Origin of the sequence: Thermococcus celericrescens (assembly GCF_001484195.1) — an archaeon.
Taxonomy (GTDB): Archaea; Methanobacteriota_B; Thermococci; order Thermococcales; family Thermococcaceae; genus Thermococcus; species Thermococcus celericrescens.
The window spans coordinates 105417-116287 of record NZ_LLYW01000002.1 but is presented as its reverse complement, the minus strand read 5'-3'; the positions used below and the strand labels follow the sequence as shown (position 1 = coordinate 116287).

At 55.8% G+C, this 10871-nt stretch carries 14 protein-coding genes and 3 pseudogenes; 12 read left to right on the top strand and 5 right to left on the bottom strand.

Annotation, left to right across the window (positions count from 1 at the left end):
* The 4 genes from APY94_RS00995 to rnhB form a co-directional block, all read left to right on the top strand.
* A partial coding sequence (locus tag APY94_RS00995) for an RNA-guided endonuclease InsQ/TnpB family protein (protein ID WP_157065428.1) occupies positions 1 to 697 on the top strand: 697 nt, incomplete at its 5' end.
* Between the two features lie 106 nt (positions 698 to 803).
* Complete coding sequence (locus APY94_RS00990; RefSeq protein WP_058937861.1) at positions 804 to 1598, top strand: metal ABC transporter ATP-binding protein; 795 nt, start codon at positions 804 to 806, stop codon at positions 1596 to 1598.
* Entirely contained in the window at positions 1595 to 2416 is an 822-nt protein-coding gene (locus tag APY94_RS00985) for a metal ABC transporter permease (protein ID WP_058937860.1), read from the top strand. The genes APY94_RS00990 and APY94_RS00985 overlap by 4 nt, the downstream gene beginning before the upstream one ends.
* A gap of 4 nt (positions 2417 to 2420) precedes the next feature.
* Positions 2421 to 3116, top strand: a complete 696-nt coding sequence (gene rnhB, locus APY94_RS00980) for a ribonuclease HII (protein WP_058937859.1) — start codon at positions 2421 to 2423, stop codon at positions 3114 to 3116.
* 10 nt (positions 3117 to 3126) lie between these two features.
* Here rnhB and APY94_RS13980 read toward each other — a convergent pair.
* The 4 genes and pseudogenes from APY94_RS13980 to APY94_RS00965 form a co-directional block, all read right to left on the bottom strand.
* Positions 3127 to 3343: pseudogene (locus APY94_RS13980) on the bottom strand (23S rRNA (uracil(1939)-C(5))-methyltransferase RlmD); the annotation flags it as partial.
* Complete coding sequence (locus APY94_RS00975; protein ID WP_211259683.1) at positions 3319 to 3672, bottom strand: hypothetical protein; 354 nt, start codon at positions 3670 to 3672, stop codon at positions 3319 to 3321. The gene APY94_RS00975 and the pseudogene APY94_RS13980, both read right to left, overlap by 25 nt.
* A gap of 205 nt (positions 3673 to 3877) precedes the next feature.
* Positions 3878 to 4764, bottom strand: a pseudogene (locus tag APY94_RS00970) (nucleotide-binding protein).
* Positions 4764 to 5633 (bottom strand): nucleotide-binding protein, encoded by an 870-nt coding sequence (locus tag APY94_RS00965; RefSeq protein ID WP_058937857.1) that lies wholly within the window; start codon positions 5631 to 5633, stop codon positions 4764 to 4766. Before APY94_RS00965 ends, APY94_RS00970 begins: the two are co-directional and overlap by 1 nt.
* A gap of 73 nt (positions 5634 to 5706) precedes the next feature.
* Here APY94_RS00965 and APY94_RS00960 point away from each other — a divergent pair, with 73 nt between their 5' ends.
* The 8 genes and pseudogenes from APY94_RS00960 (at position 5707) to APY94_RS00930 (ending at position 10245) form a co-directional block, all read left to right on the top strand.
* A complete protein-coding gene (locus APY94_RS00960; protein WP_058937856.1) occupies positions 5707 to 6114 on the top strand; it encodes a NifB/NifX family molybdenum-iron cluster-binding protein in 408 nt (135 codons plus the stop codon).
* A 112-nt stretch (positions 6115 to 6226) separates the two neighbouring features.
* Positions 6227 to 6547: a methyltransferase family protein gene (locus tag APY94_RS00955; RefSeq protein ID WP_245610361.1), complete on the top strand. Its 321-nt coding sequence runs from the start codon at positions 6227 to 6229 to the stop codon at positions 6545 to 6547.
* Positions 6495 to 6752: pseudogene (locus APY94_RS13540) on the top strand (DUF2250 domain-containing protein); the annotation flags it as partial. The gene APY94_RS00955 and the pseudogene APY94_RS13540, both read left to right, overlap by 53 nt.
* A gap of 72 nt (positions 6753 to 6824) precedes the next feature.
* Positions 6825 to 7034 (top strand): hypothetical protein, encoded by a 210-nt coding sequence (locus APY94_RS13535; protein WP_245610367.1) that lies wholly within the window; start codon positions 6825 to 6827, stop codon positions 7032 to 7034.
* Positions 7035 to 7358: 324 nt separating this feature from the next.
* Positions 7359 to 7571 (top strand): FeoA family protein, encoded by a 213-nt coding sequence (locus APY94_RS00945; protein ID WP_157065426.1) that lies wholly within the window; start codon positions 7359 to 7361, stop codon positions 7569 to 7571.
* Positions 7572 to 7796 (top strand): FeoA family protein, encoded by a 225-nt coding sequence (locus APY94_RS00940; protein WP_058937854.1) that lies wholly within the window; start codon positions 7572 to 7574, stop codon positions 7794 to 7796.
* On the top strand, positions 7796 to 9814 hold the full coding sequence (gene feoB, locus APY94_RS00935; protein ID WP_058937867.1) for a ferrous iron transport protein B: 2019 nt from the start codon (positions 7796 to 7798) through the stop codon (positions 9812 to 9814). Before APY94_RS00940 ends, feoB begins: the two co-directional genes overlap by 1 nt.
* Positions 9811 to 10245: a hypothetical protein gene (locus tag APY94_RS00930; RefSeq protein ID WP_058937853.1), complete on the top strand. Its 435-nt coding sequence runs from the start codon at positions 9811 to 9813 to the stop codon at positions 10243 to 10245. Before feoB ends, APY94_RS00930 begins: the two co-directional genes overlap by 4 nt.
* Before the next feature lie 108 nt (positions 10246 to 10353).
* On the opposite strand, the gene APY94_RS13530 is transcribed toward APY94_RS00930, so the two are convergent.
* Entirely contained in the window at positions 10354 to 10632 is a 279-nt protein-coding gene (locus APY94_RS13530; protein ID WP_245610360.1) for a hypothetical protein, read from the bottom strand.
* Between the last annotated feature and the right edge of the window lie 239 nt (positions 10633 to 10871).

The window sequence follows — 10871 nt, the reverse complement described above, 5'->3', positions numbered from 1 at the left end:
AGTGAACAACCTGATGGCCGTTTACGTTGAGAACGGGGAAAGCTTCTTAGTGAACGGGAGACCGCTCAAGAGCATTGATTTTTACTGGCAAAAACGGATAGCAGAGTATCAATCCAAAATCAACAAAAGCGGGGCAAAGAAGAGTAAGAAACTCTCAGGAATGCACTTGAAGGCTAAACTCCAGGCGAGGCACTACATTAACACGAGGGTGAGGCAAACAGTTGAAAGGCTCTACCAGATGGGTGTTTCAAGGATTGTTGTTGGCTATCCGAAGGGCATCAGTGGGAACTCCAACAAGGGTAAAAAGCAGAATTATCTCCTCTCCCACGTCTGGCGATTCAATACCGTGATTCGGCGTCTCAGGGAGGTCGCTGAGGAGTATGGTATTAGCGTTATTGTCGTTAATGAGGTTTTCACGTCTAAGCGTTGCCCCGTCTGCGGGAGGCCTCACGAGGGGGCGAGGTTTGTTAGGGGATTGTTTAAGTGTCCCGAGACGGGGCTTGTCTTCAATTCAGACTTGGTTGGGGCGTTTAATATTTTGAAGAAGGTGGTGAAAACCATAACCCCGAGTCTGAGCGGGCTTTACGCTCAGAGGAGGGGTAATTGGCCGAAGGCCCGGCCAGAGGGGTTGAAGACCCGCTTTTTAGTGGGTTTGAATGAGACCCCTCAAACCTCTCCGCCCTTAGCGAGGGGTTAGGCAAACCCCCGCCCCTCACGGCGGGGAAGAGGTCAGCCACCTCTGTCCAGCAGGTGCACATCAAGGTTTAAAAACGCACCGCTTAAACTGGAGTCTGGAGATTACCATGGAGGCAATAACCGCCGAAAGCCTCACGATACTCTACGACGGAAAGCCCGCTGTGGAGGGGGTAGACTTCACTCTCGAGGATAGCGAGACGCTCCTTCTGCTCGGCCCCAACGGGGCAGGCAAGACGACCCTGCTCAAGGCAATCGCCTGCTTCCACAGGGACTACACCGGACGGCTGGAGGTCTTCGGGAAACCGCCCTGCGAGGCGAAAGAGCTCATAGGCTACGTCCCTCAGAGCCACAGCCTCAACGAGAGGGTTCCCCTCACCGCCCTTGAGGTCGTTGCGATGGGCGGCGTCTACCGCCGCGGCTTCGTCCACTTCAAGCTTCCGCCGGAGACAATGGAGAAAGCGAGGGAAGTCCTCGGCTTCGTCGGGCTCGCTGAGGTGGGTGACAGGCTTTTCAGCGAGCTGAGCGGCGGTCAGAAGCAGCGCGTCCTCCTCGCGAGGGCCCTGATGAGCGACCCCAAACTGCTCCTCCTCGACGAGCCGCTCTCCGCCTTGGACCCCAGCGCAAGGGCGGAGGTCGCCAGCGTTCTGGCCAAGATAAAGCGCGAGAGACTGGTGACGATGGTCATCACCACCCACGACATCAACCCCCTAATCGAGGTCGGGGACAGAATCATGCTCCTCAACAGACGCCTGATAGCCTTCGGAAGGCCGGAGGACGTCCTTCAGGACCCGATAATCAAATCCGTATATGGGCCGCTGGCAAGGGTCATACCCGTTGAGGGCAAGCTCTTCTGCATAACCGGCGACGTCCACCTGCACAGGCACGGGGGTGGCGGGCGGTGATCCCGGAGTATCTGATCAGGGCTCTCCTTGCCAGCGTTATGGTAAGCGTCCTGCTCGGCATGCTCAGCCCGCTCATCAACACGAAGGGACTGGCCTTTCTAACCCATGCCCTCTTCCACTCCCTGCTGTTCGGTGCGGTCCTTGGAATGATACTCGGCCTGCTGTTCGAGAATCTCTCCCTGGTCATGCTCGTTGCACTCATCATCACCATCATCGTCGTGCTCACGATAGCGGAGCTTGAGAAGCTCGGATTCTCCCCCGATTCCGCCGTTGGAATAGTGGCCAGCTTTGTCGCCGGCCTCACGGTCCTCGGCTTTGGCGTGCTCTACAAGGTGATGGCAACCAGACCATACTTCCCGCTCGGCGAGAGCATAGTCTCCTACCTCACGGGGGACATCTTCCTGATAACCCTCGACGACCTCACGGTCCTCGTTATCGGAGGTACCCTTCTTTTCTTCGTCGTCCTCTTCCTGTACCGCGATTTCCTCTACCTCAGCTTCGACCCCGAGGGCATGGAGAGCTACGGGGGCAACGCGAGGGCCTACCTCATGATCCTCTACGTCCTCGTCGGTGCCATCGGCGCCCTCATCGTCCAGACCGTCGGCCTCATAACCCTCCAGGTGGTGGCCGTTCTTCCGGGCGCGATAGCGCTGATGGTCAGCAGCGACCTGCGCAAGGTCATCGGGGCCAGCCTGTTCCTCACTCTGGGCGTCCAGGTGTCCTCCGTGATCCTCGCCTACTTTACCGACATACCCCCCAGCGGCCTGGCGACGATAATGCTCGGCGTCATCTACGGCGCTCTACTCTTCAGGAGGTGAAACTTTGAAGCTCGCTGGAATCGACGAAGCCGGCAGGGGCCCCGTAATCGGCCCTATGGCCATAGCAGCGGTTGTTGTGGATGAAAGGAACGTTCCAACGCTCGAGGAGCTTGGGGTTAAGGATTCGAAGAAGCTCACCCCCAAGCGGCGTGAGAGGCTGTTCGATGAGATAATCTCTCTACTAGACGATTACGTGGTTCTGGAGCTTTGGCCGGAGGAGATAGACTCTCGCGAGGGAACTTTAAACGAGTTCGAGGTGGAGAACTTCGTTAAAGCCCTCAACTCGCTCAAGGTGAAGCCCGACGTGATATACATCGACGCCGCCGACGTGAAGGAGGCCCGCTTCGGCGAGGACATCGGGAAAAGGCTGGATTTTAAGGCGGAGATAATAGCGGAGCACAAGGCCGACGACAAGTTCGTGCCGGTCTCGGCGGCCTCGATAATAGCGAAGGTAACCCGCGACAGGGCGATAGAGAAGCTGAAGGAGAAGTACGGCGAGATTGGAAGCGGCTATCCCAGCGACCCGAGGACGAGGGCGTTCTTGGAGAACTACTACCGCGAGCACGGCGAGTTCCCGCCGATAGTCAGGCGGAGCTGGAAGACGCTGAAGAAGATCGAAGAGAAGCTGAAAACAGAGATAGAAACGAAGAAACCCCCGAGGAAAGGACAGCTCAGCCTTGAGGATTTTATGAAAAAGTAACCATAGTCCCTCAATTTTTCCTTTCCAGCAGAAGAACCGCCTCAACGTGGGCGTGTGGGGAAACATATCGGCCAAAAGCGCGTCCTGGACCTATACACCCTCTTTAAATGGTTCTCGTAGTCCAGCTTGAACGCCCCCGGATTGCAGGAGACGTAAACGATTCTCTCAACGCCGCTTTTAATCAAAAGCTCCGACGCCTCCTTCAACCCCTTCCTCGGTGGGTCAACTTCAGCTGGTCCCGGTACTTCATCCCCTGCCAGAGGCAGCCGCCGCATTTCCCAAAGTAGGGGCATCTCGGGGTTTGTCTGAGCGGGGAGGATTCGAGAAGCTCAAAATCGGTGACGATTCTCCTGCCGAAGCGTCTCTTTGCGGGGACCACATTAACCACATCTCCAGGGTAGGCAAATGGAACATAGGCCGTCTTTCCATTGGCCTCTAGAACTCCAAGTCGTCGTTGCTGATCGCTTTTATCTCTCCCAGGATACGCATGCTTGGGAGTCGCCATCGGGGTTTTTATACCCTCCGGAAGCGCCGCTTCCCCTTGGAGGCAGTACACCGGCAGAAAACACGATACGTTGGAACTCAAGGTTTATCGTACGTGTTAAATATTATTAGGAATAACAGAAAACAAAAGAGACTAAATATGCGTCCTTCAAAAACCGCCTTTGAGCGGTTTAAAACTCCGAAGGGTGGTCTCTAAACGATAACCCCCAATCTGCTTTGCGGTGGGGGTAATGGGCCCGAGACCGGGCCCGGTGGAGTCACTTCAGAATCTCCTTCCTAACCCTCTCGGCTATCTCCCTCATCGCGTCAGCCGCCTTCGAGTCGGGGAACGCCTCGACGAAGGGCTTGAGCATGCTCATGCTCCTCGGAATGGCCCTGTCGTAGGGTATTTCTCCGAGTATCGGGATCCCCTCGGCTTCAGCCCACTCCCTGAGGGCAGTGAAGCCGGGGTTGAAGTCGGCCTTGTTGATGATGAGGTAAGCCGGCTGCCTGAAGTGCTGAACGACCTTGTAGGCCCTTTGCACGTCGCTGAGGGAAGCAGGGGTAGCTCCGCCACGAGTATCGTCAGATCCGCCCCGCCTATGCTCGCTATAACCTGACAGCCGATTCCGGCGGCGCTGTCAACCACCATGTGCTTCAGGCCAAGCTCGCCCATGAGCTTTTTCGCCCACTCCTTCTCCTCGGTGACGAGCTTTCCACTGTTGGGCCTGCCGACGTCGAGCTGGGCCGAAATCAGCGGGAAGCCGTAGCGGGTGGTCGTCTTCCTGACGACTCCAGAGCGAACCTCGTCGAGACTTATCGTCCCCGGAACGGGGCACACCAGACCGCAGACGTTGCAGCCCTCACAGGTCAGCTCGCTGACAACGTAGTCGCCGTCTATGACCTTGATGCAGTCGTAGGGACAGCGCTCCTGGCAGATGCCGCACCTTATGCAGCTCTCCGTGTTTATCCTTGCCACCTTCGCCCCTACCAGCTCCCTCTCCTCCTCCCAGCGCTCCACGCCGAGGAGCAGGTCGAGGTTCGGCGCGTCCGCATCGGCATCAACGGCAACGAACCGGTACTCGTCCTTCAGCAGGTAGAGGAGCGAGGCCGTAACAGTGCTCTTTCCAACGCCTCCCTTGCCGCTCGCTATGACCAGCTGCATCACTCACCACCTCCGAGGAACTCAACGACCCTGGAAGCAATCTCCCTGAAGAGCCCCGCCTCGGGATACTCCGTCAGGACTATGGGCTTCCCATCAACGTAGCTCCTTATGACGTTCTCGCTGTACGGAATCTCCGCTATTACCTCCGCACCGTACTTCTCGGCAATCTCGCGCACCTTAGCCACGTCGCCGAGGTCCGAGCGGTTCACAACGACCATCGCCGGGATGTCCATCAGCTTCGCCAGCCTAAGAATCAGCTCGCCGTCGTGAATGCCGAGGGGAGTTGGCTCGGTGACGGCTATGATGAGCCTTGAGTCCTCAAGGGCCTTTGAGACGGTGTTGCTCGTCCCCGCGGCGGTGTCAACCATCAAAAGCTCCTTCTCAAGCCCCTGGGCACGCTTCTTGGCCCTGGAAACTATCGGCATCGCCCTCTCCTCACCCTCAAGGAGCCGGCCCGTAACGAGCGGGAAGCCGTAGGGGGTTTCAGTAAGGTATGTGTGCCCCATCAGCTTCTTACCCGGCAGAATCGCCCCCGGAACCGGGCAGACTATTTCACAGGCGGCGCAGCCGGAGCATAGGTTCGGCATGAGGAAAGGTGTCCCGTCGCGCATGGTTATTATCGCGTGCTCCTCGCAGACTTCAGCGCACTTCCTGCAGCGGGTGCACTTCTGATAGTCAAAGCGCGGCATGAACAGTTCAACCGGCTCCTCGTTGGCCAGCTCCACGCCGAGGAGGAGGTGGTCGTTCGGCGCCTCGACATCGAGATCCGCCAAGACAAGGTCGTAGCGCTCCCTAAGCACTATCGCCAGGTTAATCGCGACCGTGGACTTTCCGGTGCCACCTTTTCCACCACTCACCGCTATCTGCAAGCTCTCACCTCCAGGAATTAGGCTAACCTAAAAGCTTTTAAGCTTTGTGCATACGCTCAAAACGGTGATGCTCATGAGGTGCCTGAAGGTCGCGTTTGGAATGGAGAACGACGAGACGCTCATAGATGCCCACTACGGGGATTCGGAGTTCTTCGCGATATACGAGGTCTATGAAAACGGGAGCGTTAAGCTTCTCGAAAAGAGGCACAACAGGGCCAAGGACTTCGAGGAAGAGGACGACGGCCACGGCGACCCCAGGAAGTTCAAGGCCGTCGTGAGCCAGCTCCTCGACGTTGACGTCCTGGCTGCATTCAGAATGGGGCCGAACTTCCTGAGGATCCGTGACAAGACCAACAAGGTGGCCTTCTTCACGAGGACGAGGGACCTTAAGATAGCCCTCCAGCGTGTCGTTGAGAACTTCGACGACCTCTGGGAGCAGACCCAGGCGAAGAAGGCCGAAAAGCCGCCAATAGAGGAGTGAGCGATGAGGTTCCTTGGGATAGTTCCCAAGGTTCCTTTTCGCGGTCCCCTACGCGGTTTTGGCCTTCTACTTTAATTCGAGGCTCAACTTCTCTTTTCCCAGGTTTCCGGCCTTGGGGGTTGCCCTTCTCACAGTCGGCATAGTCTTCTGGCTCCTCTGCTACCGGCAGGTTTCGAAGGCCTACCGAAGGGGCGAGCTGCTCACAACGGGCTGCTACTCCAGAGTCCGCCACCCTATCTATTCAATCTGGGGCTTTCTTATAGTGCTCGGCTTCTCGCTCGCCATCGGAGGCTTTATGCTGGGCCTACCACTCGTCTACTGGCTCGCATTGGTGAAATTTATAGGAGAAGAAGAGAACGCCCTAGAGGAGAGGTTCGGCGATGAGTGGCGAGAATACACGAAAAGAACGGGCAGGTTCCTACCGAGGATTTGAGCTCCTCCCGGTTCACCTCTACGTCCTGACCCACCTGAAAAGGGCGGGCGTTGATTACGCGAAGATGATGGGGAAGATGAGCGGCCTTCCGCTTGAACTCATAACGGATGCAATCGGCGACCTCCTTGAAATCGGCCTGATAGAACGCGACCCAGGGAGTGCGGTAAAGTGAAGCAGGGCGCGCTTTAAGAAGGCCTTCGAGGTCCACAAGCACCACACCTACTACCGCCTCTCCAGAGAGGGCGAGCTCTTCGTCCGTTCGATTGATAGGAAGTGGGTGGAGGAGTATTTTAACGCGCTCCTTCCAAACGGGTGGAAGATCGTTAAAGCGCTCGCTGAGAGCAGGGATGTAAAGGAAGCGGGCAGAAAGGTAAGCATTGACGGTGAGACCCTCGAAGAGCTAAGGGTTCTCCGCTTTGTGACAGGGAAGGGCAGGAAGACGGAATTCCTCAAGCGGCTGTGTGAATTCCTTGGAATCCGAGAATAACTAAAAACCATTACCCAAAAGTTTTTAAGCTTTAATCCGTGCATATGCACGGAAATTCATAATGAGGCAGATTTGTAGCTTCATTTTTAATTTAAAACTCTTCATATTCTTCTTCCAAACCTTCTCTTTTTTGTTTTTATCGGCAGGGGATGCACATTTCAGAACATTCTAGTTAGGTTAGCCTAACCTAATTTTTAAGTTTCAAACATCTAGGGTTAATTTTACAAACAGAAAGTTATTTAAGGGCATGTTGGATTAGCCTATCCTGAAGTTATTAGGGAAACCTAAATATTGCGTATAAAAGTGTACATGGAGGGATGGGAGATGAGACTGAGCGATGTGGAACCCGGAAAAACTGTCCGGGTCCGGGAGATAACTGGAGGACCAAAGGCCCGCTTCGCAGCAATGGGTCTGAGTAAGGGCATAGAGGTCAGAGTCCTGAAGAGAGCGCCCCTCGGGGACCCCATAGAGATTGAAGTTCGCGGCTACAAGCTATCCCTTAGGGAAGGTGAAGCGCGATTCATAGAGGTGGAGTGAATGACGCCCTTGAGCTTTCTCAACGAGGGCACAAGGGCAAGGATTACCCGTGTAACGGGGGGAAGGAGTGTCCTCGCGAAGCTCATGGCGATTGGCCTCGTTCCTGGAAGCGAACTTAAAGTGATCAGAAACCAGATGGCCGGCCCGCTGATAGTGGCCGTTGGAGACACCCAGCTCGCCCTCGGGAGGGGGCTCGCAATGAAAATCCTCGTGGAGGTGGAATGATGGGGGAAGCTGTGATAGCTCTAATTGGGAACCCCAACGTGGGTAAAACGACGATTTTCAACGCCCTGACGGGTTTGAAACAGCATGTCGGCAATTGGCCCGGCGTTACCGTGGAGAAGAAGGAAGGTGAGTTTGAATACCTGGGAGGAAAGTTCCATGTTATTGACCTGCCCGGCGTCTACGCGCTGACTGCTTACTCTCTTGACGAAAAGATAGCAAGGGACTTCATAGTCCGCGAAAAACCAGACCTCGTTGTGGACATCATCGATGCCTCAAACCTTCAGCGCAATCTCTACCTCACACTCCAGCTCCTCGAGATAGGGGCCAATGTTCTCGTTGTCCTCAACAAGATGGATTTGGCGGAAGAGAAGGGCATCAAGATAGACCCGAAGGAGCTTGAGAGGGCCTTAGGGGTTCCCGTTGTCCCGATGGTTGCTTCCAAGGGGAAGGGGATCGAGGAGCTCAAGAAGGCCATCACCGAAAGCCTTGGAAGGAAGCCCAAACCGCTGAGGTACCCAAACTTCGAGCCATACATAGAACGCCTTGTAAGAGTTATACGGCTTGACAAGAGGCTCTCAGAGGAGTACAACCCGCGCTGGCTTGCTATAAAGCTTCTCGAGGGGGACAAGGATGTAAAGGGCGTTATTGAAGGCAGTTCCGAGAGGGACGAGATAATGAGAGGACTGATAGACATAAAGAAAGACCTCCAGAGGAAGTACGAGGATCTCGAGTTAGCTCTCGCCGATGAGAGGTATGCGCTCATCACCCAAACCGCGGAGAGGGCGATAGTCGCGCGTGAGGAGAGGATGACGTTCTCGGAGATGCTCGACGAGGTCTTCACCCACAAGTATCTCGGCATACCGATATTCATAGGCATCATGTGGGCAACCTTCAAGTTCACCTTCGACGTTTCCGCTCCGTTCAGTGACATAATAAACTGGTTCTTCGGCTGGCTCGGCGATGCCCTTGGCTCCCACATAGCAAACGACGCGCTGGCCTCTCTCCTAAGGGACGGAATCATAGCGGGCCTCGGGAGCGTCCTCGTGTTCCTGCCGCCGATAGCGTTCCTGTTTTTGGCTTTCTCGTGGCTTGAGGACAGTGGGTACATGGCAAGGGCCGCCTTCGTCATGGATAGGGTTATGCATCGCTTCGGTCTCCACGGGAAGTCGGTAATCCCCATGATAATGGGCTTCGGCTGCAACGTCCCCGCGATAATGGCCACGAGAACGCTCGAAGACGAAAAGGACAGAATTCTAACGATACTCGTGAACCCCTTAATGTCCTGTCCGGCGAGGCTTCCGATTTACAGCGTCTTCGCAGGAGCTTTCTTCACTGGGAAGGAAGGAGCGGTGATAACAAGTATGTACCTCCTCGGAATAGGCCTCGCGCTGGTGATAGCGTGGCTCTTCAGGAAAGTAATCTTCAAGGGCGAGCCGTCCTACTTCATCATGGAGCTTCCGCCGTATAACAGGCCGAACTGGAGGGGGATCCTTGGCGCTGCGTGGGCGAGAACTGAAAAGTTCCTGCGAAAGGCGGGCACTGTAATCTTTGCAGGGGTTGTAATCGTCTGGCTGCTCTCCGTCACCGGGCCAAGCGGCTACCTTGGGTCAGAGGCCCTCGAAAACGGCGAACTATTGGCCAAGTCGTGGGTGGCGGCGCTCGGGCACGCCCTCCAGCCCCTGTTCAGTCCGATGGGATGGGACTGGAAGGCAGCCGTGGCCCTGTTCTTTGGCTTCATAGCAAAGGAGATAGTCGTCGGAACGCTCGGTGTGCTTTACGGCGTCGGTGAGGAAGAGACCGCAGTTTCCCACGCAATAGCGGCGAGTGGAGCCTTTACCCCTGAGACAGCCTACGCCTTCATGGCATTCTCTTTGATATACGTGCCCTGCGTAGCTGCCCTTGCGGCCATAAAAGGAGAAGCAGGGTGGAAGTGGACGCTCTTTGCTCTGGTCTACGAGTTGATTTTAGCGTATCTCGTGGCTCTCGCAATAGTTGGAATAGGGGGTGCACTGGCGTGAGCAGGGAAGTGAACCTCGGAACCATGAAGGTTATCAGCGCCATCTTTGGCCTCCTCTATCTCATCTACGGGGTCATCGAAAGTCTGAGCTGGCTCGGCAGGGAAATAAGCCTCGGGGTACCCCCGACGGGCGACATCTTCGTTGGCCTTGCCCTCCTCACGATAAGCGCTGTCTATCTAACGGGCCTGAAGAGGATCACTGAAAACGACGGGAGGGCCGTTGCCTACGTCTATGTCGGGGCACTCCTCGGAATGGCATTGGGTGTGCTCGCCCTATTCGTCATGGGGGCAGACGCCATCGAGGCATACCTCCTTCACAGCGAGGACTTTGCAGGGTGGAGGCCAATAAACGACGTGACATCCTATTTAATCCTTGGAGCCCTTTCGGTCGGGGCGTATTTTACCGTGAGAGACGTCCACCACGGAGGCTGACCTCCTCCCCGCCCTGAAGGGCGAGGCTTTCAAAAGAAAAATGTAAGAGAGTGAGCCAACCTTCCATGCCATGGGACTTTTTCTTTATCATTTTTTTGTTCAGACAGCTCAGATTTCCAAAACACTCCCCGTTCTCACTCCCACGAACTTCTCGGGATATTTCTTCAGCACATACGCCTTCGCCTCCTCCCCGGAACAGTGGGCAGGGGCTATGAACTCACTCAGCTCCGACAGCCTGTCGAGGGTCCTGGCCAAGGGGTAATGAAAACCACCGATTACGAGATGGGCTTTCTCATGTCCGGAAACCTCAAGGACCGCCTTAGTGAGCCTGTCAACGCCCGGATGGGAACAGCCAACGATGACGACGAGACCTGAAGGCGTTTCCATCCCAACCGCCTGCTCAAACCCGTTTAAGGGCCCCGAAGTCCAAACTCTGGCTTCGATCTCACCGGCCTTCGTGACCTCCCTAACCCCAAACCCCCATTGCCTTCCCATTGCCCCTTTTCCCGGCGGAGCATAGAGAGGAATTCCCGGATTCAGCTCGCCTACGAGAGGAAAACCACGTTCCCGCCGTTCTTAAGCCAGCCGGAAGCGAAGATATATCCGATGAGGGGCTTTCCAGAGCC